Raw genomic sequence first — 26,871 nt, forward strand, 5'->3', positions numbered from 1 at the left:
AGCTGATCTTTGCAAGAAACGCCAGATCATTTTCGAGCGGGTTCTGCTCTCTGTGATGACGCTACCCCTTTCCGCCGCTATGGAGTGATCCCATGCTACCGGCCGCTAGTTCCATGATGAATGCGTCGCTTGCGCTGTTCGATCCCCTCGGCATCGGCCGCGCCAGCGTCGACTACTGGCGCGACAGTCTCGAGCGCAGCGTGCTCTACCTCGACGTGATGCGCCAGCGCGGCAACCAGTACCTCGAACATATGGAGCAGACCAAGCCCAACGTGCTGGGCTTCGAGTCTGAAGTGCTGCTCGACGGCCGTGACCTGCCGCGACCGGTCAACTACGAGCTGATGCGCATCGAGCCGCCGGCCGGGGTCGAGACCGACCCGCTGGCGCGGCCGTTCGTGGTGGTCGACCCCCGCGCCGGCCACGGCCCGGGCATCGGCGGTTTCAAGCCCGACAGCGAGATCGGTGTGGCGCTGCGCGCCGGGCACCCGTGCTACTTCATCGGTTTCCTGCCGTTCCCCGAGCCGGGCCAGACCGTCGAAGACGTGGTCGACGCCGAGATCGCCTTCCTGCGCGAGGTGATTGCCCGCCACCCGGACGTCAGCGAGAAGCCGATGGTGGTCGGCAACTGCCAGGCCGGCTGGCAGATCATGATGGCCGCGGCGCTGGAGCCCGAGGTGTTCGGTCCGATCCTGATCGCCGGGGCACCGCTCTCCTACTGGGCGGGTGAGCGCGGCGGTGCACCGATGCGCTACACCGGCGGCATGACCGGTGGCAGCTGGATGACGGCGCTGGCCGGCGACCTCGGCGCCGGGCTGTTCGACGGTGCGCTGCTTGTGCAGAACTTCGAGAAGCTCAATCCGGCCAACACCCTGTGGGACAAGCAGTACCGGCTCTATGCCAACGTCGACAGCGAGGCCGAACGCTACCTGCAGTTCGAGCGCTGGTGGGGCGGCCACGTGGTGCTGGGTGCGGAAGAGATCCAGTACATCGTCGACAACCTGTTCATCGGCAATCGCTTGAGCACCGCCGGGCTCTCGACCCGCGATGGGCGGCGCATCGACCTGCGCAACATCCGTTCGCCGATCGTGGTGTTCTGCTCCAAGGGCGACGACATCACGCCGCCGCCCCAGGCGCTGGGCTGGGTGCGCGATCTCTACGCCGACGTCGAGGATATCTACGCCCACGAGCAGACCATCGTCTACTGCGTACACGACACCACCGGCCACTTGGGCATCTTCGTTTCGGGCAGTGTATCGCGCAAGGAGCACACCGAGTTCACCGCCAACATGGACTACATCGACGTGCTGCCGCCGGGCCTCTACGAGACCCAGGTCACCGAGCGTGCGCCGTCGGGCAAGGATGCCGCGCATATCGACGGCGACTACCTGCTCGAGTTCACACCGCGCGACGTCAAGGAGCTCGATGAGATCGTCCAGCCCAGCGAAGAGGATGATCGCCGCTTCGCCACCGTGGAGCGGGTTTCGCAGATCAACCTGGGGCTCTACCAGATGCTGCTGCAGCCGTGGCTCAAGGCGGTGATGACGCCGGAAGCGGCGCGCTGGATCCGCCGCATGCATCCGATCCGCCTGGCCTACAAGCTCTATTCGGACCGCAACCCGCTGATGGTGCCGATTCCCGTACTGGCTGATCGTGTGCGCTCCGAGCGCCAGGTGGCGGGGCCCGACAACCCCTGGCGCATGGCCGAGAACGTTGCCAGCGACCATCTCAGCGGCAGCCTCGACGCCTATCGTGAGCTACGCGATAGCCTCACCGAGAAGCTGTTCCTGGGCTGGTACGGCCAGCCGTGGCTGCAGACCGTGGCCGGTCTCGGCGTCGAAGGCCAGCCGCTGCGCCGGCGTCCCGGCATCGAGCCGGAACATCGCCGCTTCGTCGATAACCGCCAGGCCGAACTGTGCCAGCGCATCGACCAGGGCGGCGGCCACGAGGCGGTGATGCGCGCGCTGATCTACGTGCTGGGCGGAGCCCCGTCCACCGATGAGCGCAACTTCCAGCGCCTCAAGGCGTCGCGGGATGAGCTCGAGCCGGGCCTCAAGCTGGCCGATTTCAAGGCGCTGGTGCGCGATCAGTTCTTCATCCTCAAGCTCGATCGGCCGCGGGCCCTGGCGGCGATCCCGACGCTGCTGGCCAGCTGCAGCAACGCCGAGATCGACGAGCACCTCGAGCACCTGGAGCACGTGCTGGCGGCCAGCGGCCCGCAGTCCGATGACGTGGCCGAGCGGCTCGACCAGGTGCGCGGCTACTTCGACGCGGCGCGTCCGGCGCCGCCGGCACCTGCGCCCGCTGCGCCCGCTACGCCGGCCGAGAAGCCCGCCGCTAAGCTGAAGGCTGTCTCCAGCGAACAAACAGCGGCGAGTCCGAAGGCTTCCGCAAGCGAGAAGGCGGCACCCGCCAAACCGCGTCGTCGCAAGGCCCCAGCCACGCCCAAGCCTTCCGATAAAGAGTAAGACCGACACGCGAATCAACGCCGCCCCCAAGAGGGCGGCGTTGTCGTTTGCGCGATAGAGGAATCAGTCGGTGCGGGTGCTGACCCAGGCTTGGCACCACTCGGAGCTACTCCGTCGGCAGGCCTATGAGGAGGCGCTGTAAACCCTTCCCTGGGCGCTACCTTGCGCCATCCATGGCGCAAACCTCCTCGTCGGCCTGCCCCCGGCGCTCCTTACCTAGGGTCAATGGCGGCGTTGGCACGTGAGGAAATGCCGGTCAGTCGGTGCGGGTGCTGACCCAGGCCCCGGCGTCGGGTATGGCGATGTCCACTTCCTCGCCGACATAGGGCGAGGAGATCAGGAAGTCGGCGCTGGCGGCATTGCAGGCCACCGGGATGTTCCACAGCGCGGCCAGGCGCAGCAGCGCCTTGACGTCGGGGTCGTGGGGCTGGGGGGCGAACGGGTCCCAGAAGAAGATCAGCAGGTCGAGGCGCTGCTCGGTGATGCGCGCGCCAATCTGCTGGTCGCCGCCCAGCGGCCCGCTCATCAGGCCCTCGACCTCGAGTCCGCGCTCCTTGGCGATCCGCCGCGCGGTGGTGCCGGTGCCTACCAGCTGGTGCTGGGCCAGGGTGGTTTGCCAGCGGCCCACCCAGGCCAGCATCTCGTCCTTCTTGCCGTCGTGGGCGATCAGCGCGATGCGCTTGCGCACGGGCAGGGTGCGACTGGCCTGCTGGACCGGCCGCGGATCATTGCCGGGGAGGGGACTCATGGCTCACTGGACCTCGAGAATCTTCAGGGTGTTGGTGCCGCCGTGGGCGTTCATGTGGTCACCGCGGGTCAGGATCATCAGCTGGCCGGCTTCGGCGATGCCGTGGTCCTTGAGGATCGCCATGGCCTGACGATTGAGCTCGGTGGGGTCCATGTCGGCGGTGTCGAAGGGCAGCGAGACCACGCCGCGATACAGCGCCATGCGCCGCTGGGCGGTGGCGCTGTGAGCCAGGCCGACGATCGGCAGTCCCGAGCGAATCCGCGAGGCGATCAGCGGCGTATAGCCGGTGGCGGTCATGCAGGCGATGGCGGCGACGCCCTCGAGGTGATTGGCGGCGTACATCGCCGACAGCGCGATGGTCTCGTCGACCTGGGTGAAGCCTTCGTGGATGCGGTGGCCCGACTCCTGGGCGGTGCGCTCGCGCTCGGCGCCCAGGCACAGCCGGTGCATCGCCTCGACGGTCTCCACCGGGTAGTCGCCGGCGGCGGTCTCGGCGGAGAGCATCACCGCGTCGGTGCCGTCGAGCACCGCGTTGGCGACGTCGAACACCTCGGCGCGGGTCGGCAGCGGCGAGTCGATCATCGACTCCATCATCTGGGTGGCGGTGATCACCGCGCGGTTGAGGCTGCGGGCGCGCTTGATCATGCGCTTCTGCACGCCGATCAGCTGGGCGTCGCCGATCTCCACGCCGAGGTCGCCGCGGGCCACCATCACCGCCTCGGAGGCGAGGATGATGCCGTCGAGGGTGGCCTCGTCGGCCACTGCTTCGGCGCGCTCGACCTTGGCCACCAGGCCGATCTCCTTGCCGGCCTCGCCGAGCAGGCGGCGCGCTTCCTGCATATCGGCGGCGGAGCGCGGGAAGGAGACCGCCAGGTAGTCGACGCCGATGTCGATGGCGGTCTCGAGGTCGGCCTTGTCCTTGTCGGTGAGGGCGGCGGCGGAGAGGCCGCCGCCCTGCTTGTTGATGCCCTTGTTGTTGGACAGCTTGCCGCCGACCACCACCGTGGTGTGGACCTCGTCGCCCTGGATGGCGCTGACCTCGAGCACCAGGCGACCGTCATCGAGCAGCAGGCGGTCGCCGACGGTAACGTCGGCGGCCAGGGTCTTGTAGTCGCAGCCGACCCGGGAGGCGTCGCCGGCGTCGCTGTCCAGCGCCATGTCGAGGATGAAGGAGGCGCCCTCGTCGAGGGTCACGGCGCCGTCGGCAAAGCGTGCGATGCGGATCTTGGGGCCCTGCAGGTCGCCGAGGGCGGCGACGCTCTTGCCGAGGCGCGCGGCGATCTCGCGGACCCGGGCCAGGCGGCGGCGGTGGTCGTCGGCACTGCCGTGGGAGAAGTTGAGGCGCACCACGTCGACGCCGGCCTCGAGCATGGCTTCGAGGACGCCGTCGCGGTCGCTGGCCGGGCCCAGGGTGGCGACGATCTTGGTGCGGCGGATGGCGTTGAGCGGGGCTGTCGACATCTGAATCTCCTGAGTGGTAGTGCCGGTAAAACAAAGGCTTGCATGTGATGTGCGCAAGCCGGTCCGACGTGTTCGCTATTATGTAGTGATTTTACTACATGATACTACACCAAGGGCTCGACGCGAGGAAACGTCTTGCCGAGTCTTGCGTCGGCGGTCTAGGGTCAAGAGGCCACGCCGGGTGTTGCGCGGTGCTGCCACCGCGGCGGTGCCCCGGCGCTGGGACTGGCGCGGCCCCGGGCGCTGCGTTAGGGTAGGCGCATTTTTCCAACGCCGCGTCGTCAGTGTGATAGTACGTGTGGCGAACGACTCGCAGGTTCAGGGCACTGGCCCGGACAACAGGAATGTGGAGCACTATGGGCAAGTCACTGGTCATCGTCGAGTCGCCGGCCAAGGCCAAGACGATCAATAAATACCTCGGCAACGATTTCATCGTGAAGTCGAGTGTAGGTCATATTCGTGACCTGCCGACCAGCGGCTCGGGCAAGACGGCCTCTGATCCCAAGGAGCGCGCTCGCCAGGCCGCGGCGACGCGCAAGATGTCGCCGGACGAGAAGGCGGTGTACAAGAAGCAGAAGTCGTGGGACCAACTGATTCGGCGCATGGGCATCGACCCCGAGCACGGCTGGGAAGCCCACTACGAGGTGCTGCCGGGCAAGGAGAAGGTGGTTGCCGACCTGCAGAAGCACGCCGAGAAGGCCGACGCCGTCTACCTGGCGACGGATTTGGACCGCGAGGGGGAGGCGATCGCCTGGCACCTTCAGGAGACCATCGGCGGCGAACCGTCGCGCTACAAGCGGGTGGTGTTCAACGAGATCACCAAGAACGCCATCCAGGAGGCCTTCAAGGAGCCTGGCAGCCTCAATATCGAGCGCGTCGAGGCTCAGCAGGCGCGGCGCTTCCTCGACCGCGTGGTGGGCTTCATGCTCTCGCCGCTGCTGTGGGCCAAGGTCGCCCGCGGGCTCTCCGCCGGCCGCGTGCAGTCGGTGGCGGTGCGCCTGATCGTCGAGCGCGAGCGTGAGATCCGCGCCTTCGTGCCCGAAGAGTTCTGGGACGTGCATGCCGACCTGGCGGTGGCCGACGACGCCAAGGCCGAGCCGATCCGCTTCGAGCTGGTGCGCCAGGACGGCAAGGCCTTCCGGCCCACCTCCGAGGCCGAGACCCTCGAGCGCATCGCCGCACTGCGCAAGGCGAGCCTCGAGATCACCGCGCGTGAGGACAAGCCGACCCGCTCCAAGCCCAATGCCCCCTTCATCACCTCGACCCTGCAGCAGGCCGCCAGTGGCCGGCTGGGGTACTCGGTGAAGAAGACCATGACCATGGCCCAGCGGCTCTACGAGGCGGGCTACATCACCTACATGCGTACCGACTCCACCAATCTCTCCAAGGATGCGGTGGATAGCGTGCGCGAGCATATCGAGCAGGCCTACGGCAAGCGCTACCTGCCCGAGGCGCCCAATCGCTACTCCAGCAAGGAGGGCGCCCAGGAGGCCCACGAGGCGATCCGCCCCTCCGACGTCAGCCTCAAGGCCACCGACCTGTCGGGCATGGAGCGTGACGCCGAGCGGCTCTATGAGTTGATCTGGCGCCAGTTCGTGGCCTGTCAGATGACCCCGGCGGAGTATCTCTCCAGCACCCTGACGGTGGAAGTCGACGGCTATGAGCTGCGCGCCAAGGGCCGGGTGCTCAAGTTCGACGGCTATACCCGGGTAATGAAGCCGTCGGGCAAGAACGAGGACCAGTCGCTGCCCGACCTCGCCGAGGGCACCGCCATGACCCTCGAGCAGCTCGACCCGCAGCAGCACTTCACCAAGCCGCCGGCGCGCTTTACCGAGGCGAGCCTGGTCAAGGAGCTGGAGAAGCGCGGCATCGGCCGGCCCTCGACCTACGCCTCGATCATCTCGACCATCCAGGACCGCGGCTACGTCAAGCTCGAGAGCCGGCGCTTCTACGCCGAGAAGCTCGGCGATATCGTCACCGAGCGGCTCAAGGAGTCGTTCCCCGACCTGATGGACTTCTCGTTCACGGCGCGCATGGAGGACGGCCTCGATGAGGTCGCCGAGGGCGAGCGCAACTGGCAGGCGCTGCTCGACGCTTTCTACGCCGAGTTCAAGAAGGAGCTGGAGGCCGCCGAGAGCGAAGACGGCATGCGCCCCAACCAGCCGGTGCCGACCGGCATCGACTGCCCGAGCTGCGGGCGCAAGATGCAGATCCGTACCGCCTCCACCGGCGTGTTCCTGGGCTGCTCGGGCTACAACCTGCCGCCCAAGGAGCGCTGCAAGACCACCATCGACCTGATCCCCGGCGAGGAGGCGGTGGCCGCCGACGCCGGCGAAGAGGCCGAGACCGAGGCGCTGCGCGCCAAGCACCGCTGCCCCAAGTGCGGCACGGCGATGGACAGCTACCTGATCGACGAGACCCGCAAGCTGCATATCTGCGGCAACAGTCCCGACTGCGACGGCCACGAGGTGGAGCAGGGGCGCTTCAAGCTCAAGGGCTACGAAGGCCCGGTCATCGAGTGCGACAAGTGCGGCAGCGAGATGCAGCTCAAGAGTGGGCGTTTCGGCAAGTACTTCGGCTGCACCAACAGCGAGTGCAAGAACACCCGCAAGCTGCTCAAGAGCGGCGAAGTGGCACCGCCCAAGATCGACCCGATCCCGATGCCCGAGCTGGCCTGTCAGAAGGTCGACGACCACTACGTGCTGCGCGACGGCGCCAGCGGCCTGTTCCTGGCCGCCAGCCAGTTCCCCAAGAACCGCGAGACCCGCCCGCCGCTGGTCAAAGAGCTCAAGGCCCACGCCGAGGAGCTGCCCGAGAAGTATCACTTCCTGCTCGAGGCGCCCAGCGAGGACCCGGACGGCCGCCCGGCGCAGATCCGCTTCTCGCGCAAGACCAAGAGTCAGTTCGTGATGACCGACGAGGACGGCAAGGCCACCGGCTGGAAGGCGCTCTACGAGAACGGCAAGTGGCAGGTGGAGGACAAGCGCAAATGACTCCCCGCGGGCGCACCAATCAGCTGCTCTATCAGGCCGAGCTGCTGCTCGCTCAGGCGCCGGGTGACGACGAACACGCCGTGGCCCGGCGCATGGCGCTGGAGGAGGGCGCTCTGGCGCTGCTCGAGCTGGGGCTGAACGCCGCGCTGCGCGAACTCACCGAGCATGCCATGCTGCCCCGCCACGACTGGCGTGAGCTGCTCGCCGAAGAGCGCCCGCCGCTGGCCGCCCTCGAGCACCTCGGCGAGCTGGCGCGCCGTGAGGGCAGCTGGCTGGACGTGTTGCTGGCGCGCCTCGAGGCGCTGCACGCCGTGGAGGGCGCGGCGCGCCGCCAGCCACCGCGCAGCGGCCTGATCGTCAGCGCCGCTCAGCAGTCCCTCGGCGATGAGCTGGGCGAGGCCCTCGCCGGGCTCAAGGCGACCCTTGCCACCCTGCGCGAAACCAGCGAGGAGTGGTGACGCCGCGCCGCCCTAAGTGGTAGTCTGGCCATCAAGACGACGACCATGGTCCTTGCCCTGGTCGTTTTTTGTTGTCACCGCTAGTTTCCCCACGCTGGGAGAGAGGTCGCCGTGTCTGATACCGCTATCCTGGAAATCGTCGAACTCAGTGACGGCGAGATCGTACTGCGACCCGCCGAAGGCGAGGGCGAGCCGCTGATGCGCATTCGCTTCTCCGAGGAAGCCGCCGAGCTGCTGCGCCAGAGTCGCTTCGAGGTCGCGCAAGAGATGATCGACCACGCCATTACCCGCAGCAAGCTGTGGCAGGAAGAGAGTGATGACCAGGCCTTCCCCGCCACCCTGCACTGAGTGAACGCAGCGCTATTTCAGTTCGAGCCCGCCGTTCACCGGCGGGCTTTTTGTTGGTCGGCTGGTAAAATTCAATCACTCGTTTAAAATCGGCCCACCACACGCCGAGCCGCTCGCGGCTCACCCATCTTCGTTGTTCGGCGAGACCCATCATGATCGCAGGGATGCTCAAGGGCTTGACGCTATTGATCGCCTGGTTGCCGGCACTGGCCTGGGCGGCCAGCGTCAGCGTGGCGCCGGCGGATCTACCGCGGGGCAGCGCGTCACTGGCACAGCTCGAAGCCGAGCTCGAGCGACTCAGCGCCGGCCGTGAGCCGCCGCAGCTGGTCGTTGACGGTGCCGCGTCCTCCTACGGCGATGCCGACAATCTCGACCAGGGGCTGCGCGGCGAGCGCGACCCCTTCACGCATCTGCCCGACGACCTGGGCGGCCGTGCCCCGCTGCGGCAGATCGCCATCGTCGGCCCCGCCGGGCCGGCTGAGCGTGCCGCTGAGCTGCTTGCCGAGCGCGCCGCGGCCCGCGATATCACGCTCACCCTGCATCCCCCACGGCGCGAGGCCATCGAGGCGATCGCCGCCGCCGATGTGGCGCTGATCCTGGCGCTGCCGGCGCTCGACGCCGCCGCCCAGCGCGACTGGTTCGAGGCGCTCACGGACGCCGGCGTGCCCGGCGTGGCGCTCTCCGACCCCGCCCAGGTCGAGCACGGCGCGCTGCTGTCGTTGCCCGGGGCGGTGGATGAAGCCGCCTGGCTGCGGCGGCTGGCGCTGCGCCTCGACGACCGCGCGACGGGGCGTCCGGTCGAGCCGCTGGACGCCTGGCCGAGGCAGGGGCGCGAGTGGCTCAACCTGGCCACGGCAAGGGCGCTCGGCTGGTCGCCGGACTTCGATCTGCTGACCCGCGCCCGGCTGTTCGAGGCCTCCGGCGACGCCGCTGGCGCCGAGGGGGCACGGGACGGGGCGCTGAGTCTCGAGCAGGTGGTGGCGGTGGCGCTTTCCGACAACCTGAGCCTCGAGATCGCCCGTCACGGGGTCGAGACCCAGGCCCTGGACGAGGACGAGGCGCGCTCGCGCTGGCGGCCCAGCCTCTACCTGGAAGCCACCGGCCGTCAGATCGATGAGCAGCGTGCCGGCCTGGGGCTGGGCCAGCAGCCCGAGCGCCGCGCCACTGCCGGGGTGACCCTGGAGCAGCTGCTGTTCTCCGAACCGGCGCTGGCCGCCATGGCGGTGACGGCGAGTCTCGACCGCGCCCGCCGCGCCGAGCTCGAGGTCGAGAGCCTCGACCTGGTGCTGGAGACCGCCCGCGAGTTTCTCGATGCGCTGCGTCTCGAGGCCCAGCTCGAGGTGCTGCGCGAGGACCTGGCACTGATCGAGGCCAGTCTGCGCCAGGCCGAGCGGCGCGACGCGGCCGGCGCCGCCGGCCGCGAGGAGCGGCTGCGCTTCGAAAGCGAGCGCGCCCAGGCCCGTGAGCGACTCGACCAGGCCGAGGCGCAGCGCGAACAGCTGCGCCTGGCCCTCAATCGGCGCCTGGGCCGGGCGGCCACGGCTCCGCTGCGCCCGCTGGCGCCGGATACCGGCCGCCCCGAGTGGCTGGCCGGTGATGAGCGTTTCGCCGCGGCGGTGCGCAGCCCGGCGCGTCTCGAGGCGTGGCAGACGCGGCTGTTGGATGACGCCCTGCGTGACTCCCGGGAGCTGCGGGCGCTTGCCGCGGGGCGCGAGGCGGCCCAGCGCGAGCTGGTGTCGCGACGGCGCGCCTTCTGGGCGCCGCAGGTCGGGCTGCAGGTCAGCTATGAGCGCGAGCTCTACCGCGACGGCACCGGCGACAGCGCCCCCTGGGAGTCCACTGCGCCGGCGGTACAGGACGGCGTGGCGGCCCTCGACGGCGCCGGGGTGACCCTCCCCGAGAGCGGCTCGGACGAGTGGAGCGTGGGCATTTCCGCACGTCTGCCGCTGTATGCCGGCGGTCGCCGCAGCCTCGAGCGCGAGCGCAGTGCGCGCCGGCTGGAGAGCGTCACCCTGCGCGAGGAGGATGCCCGCCAGGGCCTCGAGACCCAGCTGCGCGCGGCGAGCGTCGAACTGGCCGCCGCCTGGCGGCGCATCGGCCTGCGCGAGACCTCCCGCGATAGCGCCGTGGCAGCCCGCGACCTCGTCGAGTCGGCCTGGCGCGAGGGCGCTGCCGAGCAGGTCGCGCTGCTCGATGCCCAGGCCAGCGCGCGCCAGGCGCAGCTGGCCGAGGTCGAGGCGCGCTGGCAGTACCTGCAATCGCTGGTGCATCTGCAGCGTGCGCTGGGGATCCTGCCGGGGCCGCTGGCGCCGGCCGACCGCGATCGCCTACTGGCGACTTCACCGTGAATGGCGATATGACTCGGATGGCGTGCCCATGACCTCCAGACTCCTGCTCCCCGCACTTCTCCCGCTGGTCTTGCTGCTGGTGGCCTGCGGTAGCGAACCCCCGGCCGAGGAAGCGCTGCGCCCGGTGCGTACGCAGCTGGTCGAGTCGGGTGCCCCGGACGCCGAGCGGCGCCTTCCGGGGCGGCTCGAGGCGGGGGCCAATCGACGCCTGAGCTTTCGTGTCGACGGCCAGCTCGAGGCCTTCGAGGTCGGCGTCGGTGAGCGGGTCGCGGCGGGCCAGACCCTGGCGCGACTCGACGCCACCGACATCGACCTGCAGCGCGACCAGGCCGAGGCCAGCCTGGCCGGGGCCAGGGCCGCGGCGGTCAACGCCGAAGCCGAATGGCAGCGTGCCCGGCGCCTGTATGAGGCCGGCAGCGCACCGGCGCGCCAGCTCGACGCCGCCCGCGCCCAGGTCGAGTCGGCGCGTGCTCAGCAGCGCAGCGCCGAGCGCCAGCTGGCGCTGGCCGAGCGTCAGCGGGGGTTCGCCGAACTCAGTGCACCCGGTGACTGCCGGGTGGCCCAGCGGCTGGTCGAGAGCGGCGAGAACGTCGGCGCCGGCCAGCCGGTGCTGGTGCTGGCCTGCGGCGAGGGCATGGAGGTGCGCGCGGCGCTCTCCGAGGATCTGCTCGAGCGGGTCGAGGAGGGCGATCGCGTCGACGTCGAGCTGCCGCTGCTCGGCCTCAGCCTGACGGGGCGGGTGACCGAGATCGGCCTGCCGCTGCAGCCGCCCCAGGCGACCTGGCCGCTGCGGGTCAGCCTGGATATCGACGACGATAGCGCCGCGGCGCCGCTGACACCGGGCATGGCCGCCGAGATCCGCCTGCCGCAGGCCGCCAACGGCGCCGATGCGCTGTGGGTGCCGATGGCCGCAGTGGGCGAGGATGCTGCCGGCCACTACGTCTACCTGGCCGTCGAGGAGGACGCGGCCGAGCACGACGCCAACGGCCGGCCGCTGGCGCAGATCGAGCGCCGCGCAGTGGCACTGGGGCGGCGCCAGGGGGAGTCGCTGGAAGTGGTCGAAGGGCTCGAGGGCGGCGAGCGGCTGGTGGTCGCCGGCATGAGCCGCATCCGCGACGGCCAGCGGGTGCGCCTGGAGGCGAACCGATGAGCCTTACCGGTGCCGCGCTGCGTTACAACCGCGTCACCCTGGTGGCGCTGCTGGTGGTCTTCCTCGGCGCGGTGATCAGCTACCTGGGTATCTCGCGGGCCGAGGACCCCGAGGTCACGGTACGCGTGGCGCAGATCGTCACGCCGATGCCCGGCGCCACCCCCGAGCGCATCGAGCAGCTGGTCACCGACCCGCTGGAAACCGCGATCATGGAGATGCCGGAACTCGACTATGTCGAGAGCACCTCGCGGGCGGGGGTGTCGATCATCCGCGTCGAACTGCGTCCCGACACCCGCGACGTCCAGGCCGGCTGGGACAAGCTGCGGCGCAAGATCGGCGATATCCAGGGCCAGCTGCCCGACGAGGCCCACCCGCCGCAGATCAACGACGAGTTCGGCGATGTGTTCGGCATCATGCTGTCGCTGACCGGCGAGGGCTTCGCCCCCGCGGAGCTCAAGGAGGTCGCCGACAACGCCCGCGACCGGCTGCTGCAGCTGCCCGACGTGGCCAAGGTCAGCATCCACGGTCACGCCGAGGAACAGATCTTTCTCGACTACAACGAGGCGCGGCTGGCCGAGCTGGGGGTGTCGCCCCAGGGCCTCGGCCAGCTGCTGGCGGCGCGCAATATCGTGCTGCCCGGCGGAGCGATCCGCTCCGGCAGCGAGCGGCTGGTGCTCGAGCCCACCGGCAACTTCGAGACCATCGACGACATTCGCCGCGCGCTGGTGCCGCTGCCCGAGGGCGAGCTGGTACCGCTCGGTTCGCTGGTCGAGGTCACCCACGGCTACGCCGACCCGCCCTCCACCCGCTATCACGCCAGCGGCGTGCAGGGCCTGGCGCTGGGCGTGGCGATGCGCCAGGGCGGCAACATCACCGATCTTGGCGAGCAGGTGCGCCAGCGGCTCGCCGAGATCGAGGCCGAGCTGCCCTTCGGCCTGGCGTTCGAGGAGCTGGCCTTCCAGCCGGACCGCGTCGACGCGCGTATCAACGAGTTCCTGATCAACCTGCTGCAGGCGGTGGCCCTGGTCTGCGTGGTGATGCTGCTGTTCCTGGGCCTGCGCACCGGGCTGATCGTCGCCAGTCTGGTGCCGGCGGCGATCCTCTCCTGCCTGGCCTTCATGGGGCTGTTCGACATCGGCCTCGACCAGGTGTCGCTGGGGGCGCTGATCATCGCCCTCGGCATGCTGGTCGACAACGCCATCGTCATGGTCGAGTCGATTCAGGTCTCGACCCGTGAGGGCAAGAGCGTGCGCGAAGCGGCGCTGGAGTCGGCCGCGCAGCTGCGCTTTCCGCTGCTGACCGCCTCGCTGACCACCTCGGCGGCCTTCCTGCCGCAGTTCCTGGCGGTCTCCGACGTTGGTGAATACACCCGCTCGCTGTTCCAGGTGGTGAGCATCACGCTGCTGTCGTCGTGGCTGCTGTCGCTGACCATGATCCCGCTGCTGTGCGTGGCGCTGCTCAAGCCCAAGGGCGAAAGCGCCGACACCCCGCCAGCCGATGCCGGCGAGGCGCCCCCGGGCCGGGTGGCCCGGGTCGTCTATCCGCGCTACCGCCGCGGCCTGCTGGCGCTGCTGCGCCATCCCGTGCTGACCCTGGGGGTGGTGCTGGGGCTGTTTGGCCTGACCCTGGTGGGCTTTAGCTACCTGCCCAAGATCTTCTTCCCCCAGGCCGAGCGTAATCTGGTCACCGTGGAGCTGCGGCTGCCCTATTCGGCGCCCATCGAGCGCACCCGCGAGGTGGTCGAGGCGATCGAGGCGCATCTCGCCGAGGCACTGCCGGCCGAGCAGGGTGAGGACGGCCAGTGGCGGCGCGACGGCATCACCCACTGGGGCAGCTTCATCGGCTTCGGCGGCGAACGCTACCTCATCAATCATGCCCCGGAGCCGCCCAGCCCGGAGTACGCCTTCATGCTGCTGCAGGCCAACCGCTGGGAGGCCGTCGATCCGCTGATCGGCGAGCTCGGCGAGTGGCTCAACGACGAATTCCCCGACCTGCGCGCCAGCGTCAAGGCCACCAGCTTCGGTCCGCCGGTCAACGTACCGCTGGCGATTCGGCTGTCGGGCAACGACCGCGAACGGCTGGCCGAGATCGCCGAGCAGGTACGCCGTTACACCAGCGAGCAGCCGGGCACCCGCAACGTGCGCGACGACTGGGGTGACTGGGTCAAGCGGCTACGCGTCGACGTCGACCCGGCGCGGGCGCTGCGCGCCGGGGTCACCGAGCGCGACGTGGCGCTGAGCCTGCAGTCGGCGCTGTCGGGTATCGAGGTCTCGACCTTCCGCGACGGCGATACCCTGGTGCCGATCATGCTGCGCCACGAGCGCGGCGAACTACGCAATGCCGATGAGCTCGACGACGTGATCGTGATGCCCCAGGAGGGCGGCCAGGGCGTGCCGCTGGCCCAGGTCGCCGATGTCGAGATGGTCTGGGGGCCCGCGCGCATCCTGCGCCGCGACCGCTACCAGACCATCTCGGTGGAGTCGGAGCTGGCGCCGGGGATCACCGCCGAGGCGATGGCCGCCGAGCTGCGCCCCTGGCTCGACGCTCAGCAGGCCAATTGGCCAAGCGATGTGTTCTACGAATTCGGCGGCGAGATGGAGGCCTCGCAGATCGCCACCGCCTCGATCGTCGAGAAGCTGCCGATCGGCGCCATGGTGATCCTGGTGCTGCTGGTGATGCAGTTCAACTCGCTGCGGCGACCGCTGATCATCCTGGCGACCATCCCGCTGTCGCTGATCGGCGTGGTCTTCGGCCTGCTGGTCACCGGCTCGCACTTCGGCATCATGACCTTTCTCGGCGTGGTGTCGCTGGCCGGCATCGTGATCAACAATGCCATCGTGCTGATCGACCGCATCGACCTCGAGCGTCGCCATGGCCTGGCGCCGCTGGAGGCGATCCTCGAGGCCGGCAGCCGGCGCCTGCGGCCGGTGGTGATGTCGACCCTGACCACCAGCGGCGGCCTGCTGCCGCTGTGGCTGGGCGGCGGCCTGCTGTGGGCGCCGATGGCCATCGCCATCATCTTCGGCCTGCTGGCGGCCTCGATCATTACCCTGTGCGTGGTGCCGGTGCTCTACGCGCTGTTGATGCGCGTGCCGGTCGACAAGCACGCAGCGCCAGCAGGCGACGCCGAGGGCGCCACTGTGTCACGCTAAGGCCTTTCCCTGAACGAGGCGCCTGCGCGTGGAACGAGTTGCGATCCTGGTCGACGTGCAGAACGTCTACTACACCACCCGTGAGGCGTTCGGCCGCCACTTCGACTACCACGCCTGCTGGGCGCGCTTCGCTGCCGGCCGCGAGGTGGTAGTCGCCAACGCCTATGCGGTGGAGCGCGGCGACCCGCGCCAGCAGCAGTTCCAGGCGATCCTGCGCCGCATCGGCTTTACCGTGAAGCTCAAACCCTTCATCCAGCGCAGCGACGGCTCGGCCAAGGGCGACTGGGACGTCGGCATCACCCTCGATGCCATGGAGGCCGCCGCCGAGGTCGACCGCCTGGTACTGCTCTCCGGCGACGGCGACTTCGACCTGCTGGTGAGCCGCATTCGCGAGCGCTATGGGATTCCCGTCGAGGTGGTCGGGGTCGAGCGCCTCACCGCCGCCTCGCTGATGCGCGCCGCAACCCACTTCGTGCCCATTGAAGGCGACTTGTTGCGCTAGCAGAGTAGACGAAGAGGACACGAAGTTGCCTCATGGCGAGGGGCGCCGTGGACAGGCATAAGAGGGGGTTCTGCGCCATGGATGGCGCAGGTAGCGCCCAGGGATGGGTTTACAGCGCCCCCTCGAAGGCCTGCCCACGGGTCAGCCCCGAGCATCGTTTACTCCTATCGTCGCTGGGCAGCAAAAACCCCCAATTTGACTAGGCTATAGGTGAGTCGCCACGTTGGGTGTCGGGTTCGGCGCCCACATCGTCAGGCGAGCAATAGGAGGTGATAGCGATGTCCGATCAACTGCTTTCCCCCAAGATGCTTGGCTACTGGACGCTGGATGAGCTCAGCGAGGTGCCCGATGAGTCAGGGATCTACTGCGTTTACCGCGCCGCCTACGACCCCGAAAGCGGCGAGATGGAGGTGCAGGAGCTGATCTACGTAGGCGAGCACCGCAATGCCCGCCACGGCCTGACTTTCCATGAGGACCACGCCACCTGGCGAGACTTCCTGCAGCCGGAGGAGGCGCTGTGGGTCAGCGTTGGCCTGTCGGGGCATATCAACCGCGAGCGACTGGCGGCGGCGATGATCAACGCCCACAAGCCGCGCTTCAACCTGCACAGCGAATACATCGAGTACTTCCCCTTCGATCAGACCACGGTGCATCTCTACGGCAAGAAGGACAAGCTGCAGTCGATCTTTACCGTCGAGCGCCACGACCCGCCGAACCATCAGCAGGCGGCGGTTTAAGCCTTCGTTGGCCCCGTCACCAAAGGTGGCGGGGCCTTGCTAGTAGCCAGGGCTATTGCAGATAAGCGGTACCGCTCGGAACTTATCCGGCGGCAGGCCTGCGAGGAGGCGCTGTAAACCCATCCCTGGGCGCTACTTACGCCATCCATGGCGTAAACCTCCTCTTCGGCCTGCCCCCGGCGTCCCTCACTCAGGGGCGCTGCAATTAGTCTGTGGTCGTATCAATGCAGGGTGAACCGCGGCCCGATAGCGCGTACAATCGCGCCCCTTTGCACCATCGCACCGGGACGCCGCTTTGATCTCCACCGCCAATATCACCATGCAGTTCGGGGCCAAGCCCCTTTTCGAGAACGTCTCCGTCAAGTTCGGCAAGGGCCATCGCTACGGTCTGATTGGCGCCAACGGCTGCGGCAAGTCGACCTTCATGAAGATCCTCGGCGGCGATCTAGAGCCCAGCGCCGGTCAGGTGATGGTCGAGCCCGACGCGCGGCTCGGCAAGCTGCGCCAGGACCAGTTCGCCTTCGAGGACCAGCGGGTCATCGACACCGTGATCATGGGCAACACCGAACTCTGGTCGGTGGCCGCCGAGCGCGAGCGCATCTACGCGCTGCCCGAGATGAGCGAGGCCGACGGCATGGCGGTGGCCGACCTGGAAGTGCGCTTCGCCGAGCTCGACGGCTACACCGCCGATGCCCGCGCCGGCGAGCTGCTGCTGGGGCTGGGCATCCCCCTCGACCAGCACCACGGCCCGATGAGCGCCGTGGCACCCGGCTGGAAGCTGCGCGTGCTGCTCGCCCAGGCGCTGTTCGCCGACCCCGACGTGCTGCTGCTCGACGAGCCCACCAACCACCTGGACATTGCCACCATCGGCTGGCTCGAAGGGGTGTTGAACGCCCGCGACAGCACCATGATCATCATTTCCCACGACCGCCACTTCCTCAACAGCGTGTGCACGCACATGGCCGACCTGGACTATGGCGAGATCACCCTGTTCCCCGGCAACTACGACGACTACATGACCGCCGCCACCGCGGTGCGCGAGCGCATGCATGCCGACAATGCCAAGAAGAAGGCGCAGATCGCCGATCTGCAGGCCTTCGTCAGCCGCTTCTCGGCCAACGCCTCCAAGGCCAAGCAGGCCACCTCGCGGGCGCGGCAGATCGACAAGATCAAACTCACCGACATCAAGCCGTCGAGCCGGGTCAGCCCGTTCATCCGCTTCGAGCAGAACAAGAAGATTCACCGTAACGCCCTCAACGTCGAGGCGCTGCGCAAGGGCTATGATGACCAGCGGTTGATCGACGGCATCTCGATGACGGTGGAGGCCGGCGAGCGAATCGCCATCATCGGCCCCAACGGCATCGGCAAGACCACGCTGCTCAAGACCCTGAGCGGCGAGCTGGCGCCGGACAGCGGCAGCGTCAAGTGGACCGACAGCGCCGAGCTGGGCGTATTCGCCCAGGACCACGGCGACGATTTCGCCAACCCGGCCACGCTGTTCGAATGGATGCAGCAGTGGACCGATGCCGGCGAGCAGGTGGTGCGCGGGGCTCTGGGGCGGATGCTGTTCGGCAGCGACGATATCGGCAAGTCGGTCAAGGTGCTGTCGGGGGGCGAGCAGGGGCGCATGCTGTTCGGCAAGCTGTCGCTGATCAATCCCAACGTGCTGCTGCTCGACGAGCCCACCAACCACCTCGACATGGAGTCCATCGAGGCCCTCAACCTGGCGCTGGAGCACTATCCCGGCACGCTGATCTTCGTCAGCCACGACCGCGAGTTCGTGTCTTCCCTGGCCACCCGGGTTCTCGACATGACGGCGCAGGGCATCATCGACTTCAGCGGCAGCTATGAGGACTATCTGCGCAGCCAGCACTAGGCGCAGTAGGCACTATCAATGGCGCGATCGGCGGCGCTGTGCTGAGCTAGGAGCAGTCCCGCTCCATCCATCCGCATGAGGCGCCGCCCATGGCCCGACGTTTTCGCCAGCAGCTGCTGGCTACCTTCCTGCCTGCCCTGGAGGCCGGCCCCGATGACGCGCCCGATCAGCTCGAGATCGCCGCCTTGCTGGACGATGCCAGGCGTGCGCGGGCCAGCGACATTCATCTCGACCCCCAGGCCGACGGCTACCGGGTTCGGCTGCGCATCGACGGTCAGGTCGTCGATGCCGCCATGCTGGCCTATGAAACCGGCCAGCGCCTGGTCAACCAGCTCAAGGTCCAGGCGGGACTCAACCCGCTGCCGTCGCTGGCCGCCGCCGAGGGCAGTTTTGCCACCGCGCTGGCCCAGCGCGAGCTGACCCTGCGCGTTTCGGCGGTCACCACGGTCACCGGCGAGAAGCTGGCCGTGCGCTTTCTCGATCCCCCCGTGGTATTCGACGACATCGAGCAGCTGGGGATCAGTGAGCTCGGCGTGCAGTGGATTCGCCAGTGGATGGATGCCACCAGCGGCATGCTGCTGGTGACCGGACCGACCGGGGCGGGCAAGACCACCACGCTGTATACCCTGCTGCATCGCCTGGCGCTCAGCGATAGCCAGGTGGTCACGGTCGAGGATCCGGTGGAGTACATCGTGCCCGGGATCAATCAGCTGCAGGTCGACAGCGCCAGCGGCATGGACTTTGCCAGCGTGACCTCTGCGCTGCTGCGCATCGACCCGGACTACGTGCTGATCGGCGAACTGCGCGACGAGCCTTCGACGCGGGCGGCAATCAACGTGGCGGTCAGCGGACGCTCGCTGATGGCGACCCTGCACAGCCGCGATGCGGTGGGGGCGGTGACCACGCTGCGTCAGCGCGGCCTCGACGATGCCGAGATCGCCTCCAGTCTCGGGGTGGTGGTGGCGCAGCGCCTGGTCAGGCAGCTGTGTCAGCAGTGCCGGCAGCCAACCTCACTGGCGGACGGTGATCGTGCCTGGCTCGAGGCCAGCGGCGCGCGGCTGCCCTCGCATGTGTGGCAGGCCGTCGGCTGCGAGGCGTGCCAGGGGCTCGGGTTCTCCGGCCGCACCGGGGTCTTCGAGGTGTGGCAGCCGACCAGCGAGGACCATGCGCTGATTCTGCAGCACGGCGATGAACACCGCCTGCGACGCCAGGTGGTGGCGCGCGGCGAGCCGATGCTGTTTGGCGAGGGGTTGAGCAAGGTCGAGCAGGGTGTCACCACCCTCGGCGAGCTGTTCCGGGTCGGGGCTCTGCTGCCCCGCTAGGGCGTTGAACACGGGGCGATAAATAGGGTTTGTCAACGCGCGACCAATAGCGTAGAAAGCACTCATTGCACGTGCTAGCCGAGAGACAACGCCCCCATGAGCCGACTCATCAGACTGTTTGCCATCGTCGCGATGGTGCTGACGCCAACCCTGGGCCTCAAGGCCAGCCTGATCGACAATATCGCCACCGACTTTGGCCCCCGCGATCCGTTCGAAGTGTGGGTCAAGGTCGACAACAGTGACGCCACGCTCACGGTGTATCGCGGTGACTATCCCCTCGAGCGCATTAATGGCATCTCGATCGGCCAGCGCGGCGCCGCCCGCATGCGGGTGAGGGGCGACAAACAGACCCCGCAGGGGGAGTTTCGTATCAACGGCATCAACCCCGAGAGCCGCTTTCACCTGTTCTTCGCCGTCGACTATCCGACCCCGTGGAACGCGCTGGAAGCGCTCAACGCCGGCGTGATGAGCCGCGCCGAGTACGAGGACTACCACTATTTCCTGCGTCGCCACGGTCGTCCGCCCCAGGACACCGTGCTGGGGGGAAACATCGGCCTGCACGGGATCGGCAAGGGCGACCCGGAGATTCACGGTCGCTTCGACTGGACCCTGGGCTGCGTGGCGGTGACCAATGCCGAGATCGAGCGGCTCGCCGAGCTGATCGGCATTGGCACGCGGGTCGTGATCCGCTAGGCTCAAGTGGCGCGATAGGTTTTTTCGTGTAGACAGACGGAGCCTGTCTATAATAAAACAGTGTTTGACATCGCGTTTTGGCCGTCTATGATTGCCAACGTGACGTGCAGAAGAACCTGCGATAGCAGGACGCCTGTTACCAGGCACAACCCAAGCTGAACCAAGGAAGTCTCTCAAGGAGAACACCATGACCATTAAGAACACTCTGAAGATTACCGCTGCCGCTGCCTCACTGGCGATCCTGGCGGGCTGTGCCTCTACCGGCGCCCTGGACGAAGTGCGCATGACCGCTGAGTCCGCTCAGGCTGACGCTTCTGAAGCGCTGAACGTTGCCAACCAGGCGCAGAACACCGCCAACCAAGCGCAGCGCGACGCTCAGGCTGCTCTGCAGATGTCTCGCGAAAACCGCGAAGAAATGAACCGCATGTTCGAGCGCTCCATGCAGAAGTAATTCTGACATGGGCGTGCCGAGCTAATGACTCGGGCATGACGTTCGAACCCCTCGCTGTGTGAGCAGCGAGGGGTTTTTCGTGTGTGGGCCTGGCAACGGCAAGCGGGGGATGAGGATAACCTTGGTATAGGCCAGGAAAGGATGCGTATTTAAGCAAACTGATCCCTGGCCAGGGGCGATATAATGGCCGAGGCAAACGCTGCCGTCATAGGCTGGCGTTTCCCTGCGACTTATAGCCCGACACCCGTCGGGCTTTTTTTGCTGGAGCCAGGTTAGCTCAGCAGCGGAATGGTAAGGCTGCCGGGACCATCGCAGCGATCCGCGGCGTCGAACAGTACGCTGCTGGCATTGCCGTCGATGCTCTCGCCGTGCTGGGGTAACCATCGCAGGGTCAGGAAGGTGCGTAGCGGCGCAATCTCGGCAGCGGTTGCGAAGCGCACCGTAACGGCCCGTTCGATCTCTACCCGGGTGTGACGAAAGAAGCGCCCCGCTGGTAGATGACGTTGATGAGAAACGCTCATCCCTAAGTCGGTGCGGATGCGCTCCCCGGGCGTGATCACCGGATCATCATGATAAAGCCATGCAGCCTGGGCCTTGAGGCAGGTCTGACGGCTGAAATGTGCATGTCGCATATAGTAGTGCCAAGCGTGCTGCTGCCCCTCGAGATCGAGTTCGCCATAGTGGCGTGCCAGATAGAGATCGTGGTGCACGTCGTAGATGATGCGTGGCTGGCAGTCGACCAAGCTGGCCGAGTGAGGCAGCTGCGCCAGCGCCAGCTGGTTGCGGTGCTCGAACTGCAGGCGGAAGGTTCTCGGGCTTACGCCATGCTTGTGGTGAAAGGCGCGGGTGAAGATCGGGTGGCTGGAGTAGCCGCACTGAATGGCGATTTCAATGATCGGCAAGCGCGTGCGGGCCAGCAGCACGGCGGCACGCTCTAGGCGAAGCAGATCACGGTAGCGCCCCGGGCTCTGGCCGAACTGGCGGGTGAAGAGGCGCCTCAAGTGGGACTCAGAATACCCCAGGTAGTCAGCGAGACGGCGCATCGAGGCACCATGAGGGGCATTGTCATTCAGCCAGACCTCGGCGGACTCTAAATCCGGCGATATATCTTTCATTGTTCTCTCCCTATGCCCTTGCACTGTGTAATGTTCAAACACTTATTTTTTCCATCTGCGCAATCGATATTGCAAAGTTGCGGAGATAGTGCGGCGCTCATATGAACGAAAATGCAAAGATATTAGACGTTAATTAACTATAATTTCGTCTAGAAGCTTAGAACACTAAGCTTTTTTGCAGCGTAAGTATTAGCGCTATCTCGTGTAAGAGATTGACTACACGGCATGTAAGATAACTAATGTAATTCTAATAAGTTCATGATTTGTAAAGGAAGGGCTCGTTGGTGAGGCTCGATGCAAACGTTGCGACGCTGGCAGCCGAGGTTACAGGGATGATGAACCAAGCCAACGATATATGTCCGGTACAGGCGGCGATCCAAGGGGGATGCATGACAATCTTAAAGAATCGATTCTTACCACTGGCAACCTTGACCGTTGCAATTGCGCTGGCTGGCTGCAGTGGTAGTTCATCCAGCTCTCAGCCGCTGAACGGCGGCTCGGGGGTTGGCAGCAATGGAAACGGCAACGGTAACGGCAGCGGCGAGAACGGTAACGGTGTGGCCGATGAAGGCACCAGCCTCGAGCGGATCGTACAGGACACGTCTGATGCCTCGGGCGGTCTGGGCGATACCGTTATCGCCGTAGGCGACGCCGTGACGCAACTTGATGCGCCGCTGGTCGGGACCATTACCGATGGTACTGGCAACGTGGTCACTCATCTCGGCGACGGCGTCAATACGCTGTCAGGCGGCCTCGGTGACGGCCTCGGCGACCTGTCCGAGAACGACAATGCCTTGGGTACCACCCTGGCGGGCGCCACCGGTGCCGTAGGCGATACCGGGCAGGCGGTAACCGCTATGGGTACCACGGTCGAAGCGCTGAACACCCTGCCGGTCTTCATGCAGGTCGACGACACTACCGGCCTGTTGACTGGCCTCGGCGGCACCGTCGAGCAACTTGGCGGCACTGTCACCGCGACGGCGGATGCGCTGACTTTCTCGCTGACCGACGAGGACGGCCACATCGCGGGCCTGACCACCGAGCTAACCGCGGTCGTGCGGCCGCTGGTGGTTAATCTCGAAGGCACCACTCAAACCCTGGGTGACGCACTGGTGGTCGGTCCGACGGCCAGCAGCCTGCTGGGCGACGTCGGCGGTGCGGTGGTGCTGCTGGGTGATGACCTGGGCGGCGGCGATGCGCTGCTGGCAGGTGTCGGCGCGACTGTCTCCGGGGTTGGTCAACTCGTCGTCGACAGCGGCGGCCTGCTGACGGCCGACAGCAATATGGAAGATGGTCTGCTAGGCGCTGGTCTGCTCGACAACCTCGCTGGAGAGGGCGATCTGCTGGGTGGTCTGGTCGGTAGTGAAGATGGCCTGCTTGGCGGCGATGGTGATCTGCTCGGCGGCGAGGCGGGTCTACTTGGCGGCGTCACCGGTTCGGTCGATGGACTGACCGGCAGTTTGCTGGGCGGTGAGAGCAGCGGCCTGCTGGGCGGTGGTCTGCTGGGTGGCGATGCCGGTCTGCTGGGTGGCGTCACCGGTAGCGTGGATGGCCTGACCGCGAGCCTTCTGAGTGGCGGCGGCAGCGGAGACAGCGGTGGCCTGCTGGGTGGCGATAGTGGCCTGCTCGGCGGTGTCACCGGCACCGTGGATGGCCTGACCGGCAGCCTCCTGGGAGGCGGCGATGAGAGTGGTGGCCTCTTGGGTGGTGGCTTGCTCGGCGGTGGCGACGAAGGTCAGAGCGGCGGCCTGCTGGGTGGGGGTGGATTGCTTGGCGGTCTGCTCGGCGGTTCCTCGCGTACCTCGCAGTAAGTGATTGGGCACGCAGTGCTTATGCGCTGCGTGCTCACTTTGTTAGCGCGGAGTGCGTACCTGGTCGCACCGCGCTGCGCGCAGTAACACGATAATAATCGCCAGGCCACGCATCGTTCTTATTCCGCAGGGAACCGTTATTTATGCCCATATCGACGCGCTCTAGTAGCGTGATGACGCTTTGTGCCGGTCTGATTGTGCTGACGGGGATGCCTGTCAGTCACTCCCATGCCAGCGACCTACCTTCACTGATCGACGATCGACAGCCCACGCTTTCGCCTCCATTGCAGACGGTCAGGGAGCAACAGCAGCGCAGTTCGACCCGCGTGCAATTGCCGGGTAGCGATGGCGAGATCAGCCGTGATACACGCATCCCGGTGGAGCACATCAATATCGTCGGTGGCTCGGTATTCGAGCTTGAGACGCTGGCCGTGGACCTTCAGCCGATGGTCGGCCAGGAGGTTCGGCTGGGTGATTTGATCGATGCCGTGGAAGCCATCACCCAGCGCTATCAAAGCGCCGACTATCCGCTCTCCTACGCCTATTTGCCGACCAATAACTTCGACGATGGCACCGTTACGGTCGTCGTGGTCGAGGGGCATATCGTGCGTAGCGAGATTGCCATCGACAACGCCGCAGTGGCGGCGCGGGTCGAGCTGCTGGCGAATCGCATGCGCGGCGAACAGCCGCTGACGCGTGCCACCTTCGAGCGCTACACGGCGCTCATCGAACGTATCCCCGGTGCACAGCTAGCGGTCAACGCACCGGTGCCGAGAACTCCTTCCGGTGGCACCACGCTACGCGTCGAAGAGCGCGATACCCGCCGCGTCCAGGCCGGCCTCTCGGTCGACGGTGGCGACCGGGACGACTTCCTGCTGCTGGGTAACCTGAGCTTCCAGGCCAATACCCGTCATGGCGAGGAGCTCTCCTTTGCGGCTCTGCTGCCGGTTGATAGCGACGATGAGTTCTATGCCATGGAGTACCAGCAGGAACTCGGCAGCGATGGCCTGCGCATGACGCTTGGCGCCAACCGCTTCGATGGCAGCGACAGCGATACGCTGATGCTGCTGGGCGAGGAGCTGGACGTGCGCGAGAGCAAGGTCCGCGACCGTTATCGCGCCGCACTTGACTACCCGCTGATGCTGGGTCGTACGCAGCTGTGGGAGGTCGGTGCGGCGTTCGACCACCATGACGAGCAGGTTGGCTACGATTTTCGCCTCAACGACCAACTGCTGCAGCGCGCGGAGCAGGATACTCGCTTCTCGGCCCTCGAGCTCAATACCACCTACCGCACGGGTGGTCAGCAGCGCCTGCTGGAGGTCCGCGGTGATGCGCGCCAGGGCGTCGACCTGGGCGCCAATCGCAACGATATCCGCGTCGCCGACAACGCCCTACAGAGCAACGAGAGCCTGCATTTCACGCGCCTAGGCTTACAGGGGCGCTGGGTGGAACAGCTGACAACGCGTTGGCGGCTGAGCACTCGTCTGGCGGGGTTCTGGTCGGACGACACCCTGCCGGTGGCGGAGCGCGGCAACTACGGCGGCAGCCGCTTCGGCCGCGCCTATCCGGATGGCCAGGCCGAGGGCGACAAGGGCTATGCCGGAGAAGTAGAGCTGCGCTACCTGCACGCGCTTGAGGGCGCAGGCAACTGGCTGACCAGCATTGAGCCCTATGTGCTGGTCGATGCCGCGCATACCGAATTCAATCAGAACGATAACGACAGCGAGCTGATCTCCGCGGTTGGCGGTGTCGAGCTGAGCAACGGTGCCAACTATCGGCTCGGCGTGGAATACGCCCACCCGATGGGGGATCGCGACCAGGACAGCGATCGTCGTAGCGGACGCATCAATGCCCGTATTACCTGGCAGTTCGGTGGTTAAAGTTGGTCGCCGGCGCATCCAAGTGCTTCGGCGTTTATAACGGTGCCTTGAGCACCGATAAATAGCGCAATAACGCAGACGTGGGGAAATCATCATGATCACCAAGACTATTCGCAAGGCCGCAGCAGCGCTGCAAACTACTGCTATTCTGGCCAAGATCAACCGGCCCGGCATGCGAGGTCAGCAGGGGGCGAGTGCGATTGAGTATGTCGTTATTGCAGCGGTGGTTGCTCTTGCACTATTTGCCGCATCAAACGTACTGGACTTCGAGGGGTTTTTCGAAAATGTCCAGGAGGCTATCAGTGGTGATTAAGATTAATGGCTAGTTGTTTTTGGCATTGATCATCCATCACTCACAGCAGGCATTACTATGTCTCCTAGCCTTCTTAAAGGCCTGGCCGCCTTACTGGTCATACTGGCCATCGGCCTGGCGTTCGCCGGCTGGCAGCTGACGCGCGACGTGCCCCGCTCGGCGGTGGCACCGACGCCGGAAGTGGTCGAGCGGCCAGCGCCTGCCGAGCACCCGGTGCTGGCCGCCGGCCGTGCACTGCCGGCGGGCACGCGCCTCAGCGACGCCGGCGAGGGTGCCACACCGGCGCTGCAGGTGGTCGACTACCCCAGCCGCATCGACGATAGCTTCGCCGATCTCGCCGAAGTCGAGGGGCGAGTGCTGACGCGGCCGCTGGCCGCTGGCGATATCCTGCGTCCTCATCACTTCGCGCTGGGTGGCGTCCTTGCCGAACAGGTACCGCCGGGCAAGCGTGCCATCGCCGTGGGTGTCGACGAGGTCATCGGCAGCGGCGGCTATGTCGCGCCGGGAGATCGCGTCGATGTCTTCTACTACGCCCAGGCCAGCGACGGCGACCGTACCCAACTGGCCCGACGCCTCCTTCAGGACGTCGAGGTGCTCAGCTTTGGCGCCGAGCTTCAAGGAGCGAGCGTCGCCGCCAACGGCGGTAACGACAGCGACGAAGGCCCACAGCGCAGCGGACGCACGGCAGTTCTGGCGCTGGACGGTGACCAGGCGCCTCGACTGTTGCTGGCCGAAACCACCGGCCGCCTGCGCCTGGCGGTGATCGGCGCCACCGAGCGTCGCCGCCTGCTCGACGGCAATGAGGGACTACCGTCGATGAAGTTGCTGTCGGCTTCGCTCCATCACGCCGACGAGGACGATGACGTCCGGGGTCCCGAACTGGGGCCGGCGGTGCTGTTTCACGAGCTGACCCAGCGGGAGGCGCGCCCCGCGGCGCCGGTGCAAGCACCAACGCGGCCGGCGGCGGGGCGCCAGGTGATTCAGCACGTGGGTGGCAATACGCAGACGGTGACGCTCGGCAACTGACGGCGCAACGCCGATAACAACC

The 26,871-nt window shown here is 66.8% G+C and carries 20 protein-coding genes; 17 read left to right on the forward strand and 3 right to left on the reverse strand.

The genetic code is table 11. The features are described 5' to 3' along the window. Window positions 1-92: 92 nt before the first annotated feature. Entirely contained in the window at window positions 93-2,465 is a 2,373-nt protein-coding gene (locus BWR19_07745; protein APX92828.1) for a 3-hydroxyalkanoate synthetase, read from the forward strand. Window positions 2,466-2,721: 256 nt separating this feature from the next. Here BWR19_07745 and BWR19_07750 read toward each other — a convergent pair whose 3' ends face one another. Together BWR19_07750 and BWR19_07755 are read right to left on the reverse strand one after the other, a co-directional pair. After that, window positions 2,722-3,213 (reverse strand): methylglyoxal synthase, encoded by a 492-nt coding sequence (locus BWR19_07750; GenBank protein ID APX92829.1) that lies wholly within the window; start codon window positions 3,211-3,213, stop codon window positions 2,722-2,724. A 3-nt stretch (window positions 3,214-3,216) separates the two neighbouring features. Continuing rightward, complete coding sequence (locus BWR19_07755; protein ID APX92830.1) at window positions 3,217-4,674, reverse strand: pyruvate kinase; 1,458 nt, start codon at window positions 4,672-4,674, stop codon at window positions 3,217-3,219. Between the two features lie 356 nt (window positions 4,675-5,030). Between BWR19_07755 and BWR19_07760 the strand changes: the two genes are divergently transcribed. The 12 genes from BWR19_07760 to BWR19_07815 all read left to right on the forward strand — a co-directional run bounded on the left by BWR19_07760 (window position 5,031) and on the right by BWR19_07815 (window position 20,704). Next, window positions 5,031-7,667, forward strand: coding sequence for a DNA topoisomerase I subunit omega (locus BWR19_07760; GenBank protein APX92831.1), 2,637 nt, complete (start codon window positions 5,031-5,033; stop codon window positions 7,665-7,667). Continuing rightward, window positions 7,664-8,125, forward strand: a complete 462-nt coding sequence (locus BWR19_07765) for a hypothetical protein (GenBank protein ID APX92832.1) — start codon at window positions 7,664-7,666, stop codon at window positions 8,123-8,125. Before BWR19_07760 ends, BWR19_07765 begins: the two co-directional genes overlap by 4 nt. Before the next feature lie 111 nt (window positions 8,126-8,236). Next, on the forward strand, window positions 8,237-8,473 hold the full coding sequence (locus tag BWR19_07770) for a hypothetical protein (GenBank protein ID APX92833.1): 237 nt from the start codon (window positions 8,237-8,239) through the stop codon (window positions 8,471-8,473). Between the two features lie 164 nt (window positions 8,474-8,637). Then, window positions 8,638-10,821, forward strand: a complete 2,184-nt coding sequence (locus BWR19_07775; protein APX92834.1) for a hypothetical protein — start codon at window positions 8,638-8,640, stop codon at window positions 10,819-10,821. A gap of 28 nt (window positions 10,822-10,849) precedes the next feature. After that, window positions 10,850-11,971 carry a hypothetical protein gene (locus BWR19_07780; GenBank protein APX92835.1) on the forward strand — a complete coding sequence of 374 codons (1,122 nt, stop codon included), beginning with the start codon at window positions 10,850-10,852 and terminating at the stop codon, window positions 11,969-11,971. Then, complete coding sequence (locus tag BWR19_07785) at window positions 11,968-15,123, forward strand: hypothetical protein (protein ID APX92836.1); 3,156 nt, start codon at window positions 11,968-11,970, stop codon at window positions 15,121-15,123. The genes BWR19_07780 and BWR19_07785 overlap by 4 nt, the downstream gene beginning before the upstream one ends. 28 nt (window positions 15,124-15,151) lie before the next feature. Further along, window positions 15,152-15,625 (forward strand): nuclease, encoded by a 474-nt coding sequence (locus BWR19_07790; GenBank protein APX92837.1) that lies wholly within the window; start codon window positions 15,152-15,154, stop codon window positions 15,623-15,625. Between the two features lie 278 nt (window positions 15,626-15,903). After that, a complete protein-coding gene (locus BWR19_07795) occupies window positions 15,904-16,362 on the forward strand; it encodes a hypothetical protein (protein ID APX92838.1) in 459 nt (152 codons plus the stop codon). Window positions 16,363-16,657: 295 nt separating this feature from the next. Beyond that, window positions 16,658-18,238: an ABC-F family ATPase gene (locus BWR19_07800; protein APX92839.1), complete on the forward strand. Its 1,581-nt coding sequence runs from the start codon at window positions 16,658-16,660 to the stop codon at window positions 18,236-18,238. A gap of 89 nt (window positions 18,239-18,327) precedes the next feature. Further along, window positions 18,328-19,560, forward strand: a complete 1,233-nt coding sequence (locus tag BWR19_07805; protein ID APX92840.1) for a secretion system protein E — start codon at window positions 18,328-18,330, stop codon at window positions 19,558-19,560. A gap of 96 nt (window positions 19,561-19,656) precedes the next feature. Further along, entirely contained in the window at window positions 19,657-20,253 is a 597-nt protein-coding gene (locus BWR19_07810) for a hypothetical protein (GenBank protein ID APX92841.1), read from the forward strand. Window positions 20,254-20,440: 187 nt separating this feature from the next. Beyond that, window positions 20,441-20,704 carry a hypothetical protein gene (locus BWR19_07815; GenBank protein APX92842.1) on the forward strand — a complete coding sequence of 88 codons (264 nt, stop codon included), beginning with the start codon at window positions 20,441-20,443 and terminating at the stop codon, window positions 20,702-20,704. Window positions 20,705-20,976: 272 nt separating this feature from the next. Here the strand turns inward: BWR19_07815 and BWR19_07820 are convergent, their stop codons facing one another. Further along, complete coding sequence (locus BWR19_07820) at window positions 20,977-21,819, reverse strand: hypothetical protein (GenBank protein ID APX92843.1); 843 nt, start codon at window positions 21,817-21,819, stop codon at window positions 20,977-20,979. 557 nt (window positions 21,820-22,376) lie between these two features. On the opposite strand from BWR19_07820, the gene BWR19_07825 reads away from it, so the two are divergent. From BWR19_07825 to BWR19_07840, 4 genes are all read left to right on the forward strand, one after another. Beyond that, on the forward strand, window positions 22,377-23,630 hold the full coding sequence (locus BWR19_07825; GenBank protein ID APX92844.1) for a hypothetical protein: 1,254 nt from the start codon (window positions 22,377-22,379) through the stop codon (window positions 23,628-23,630). 143 nt (window positions 23,631-23,773) lie between these two features. After that, window positions 23,774-25,510, forward strand: coding sequence for a hypothetical protein (locus tag BWR19_07830; protein APX92845.1), 1,737 nt, complete (start codon window positions 23,774-23,776; stop codon window positions 25,508-25,510). Window positions 25,511-25,604: 94 nt separating this feature from the next. Further along, on the forward strand, window positions 25,605-25,823 hold the full coding sequence (locus tag BWR19_07835; GenBank protein APX92846.1) for a hypothetical protein: 219 nt from the start codon (window positions 25,605-25,607) through the stop codon (window positions 25,821-25,823). A 57-nt stretch (window positions 25,824-25,880) separates the two neighbouring features. Further along, window positions 25,881-26,849 (forward strand): Flp pilus assembly protein CpaB, encoded by a 969-nt coding sequence (locus BWR19_07840; protein ID APX92847.1) that lies wholly within the window; start codon window positions 25,881-25,883, stop codon window positions 26,847-26,849. Window positions 26,850-26,871 lie beyond the last annotated feature (22 nt).

The organism is Halomonas sp. 1513, from assembly GCA_001971685.1.
Taxonomy (GTDB): domain Bacteria; phylum Pseudomonadota; class Gammaproteobacteria; order Pseudomonadales; family Halomonadaceae; genus Franzmannia.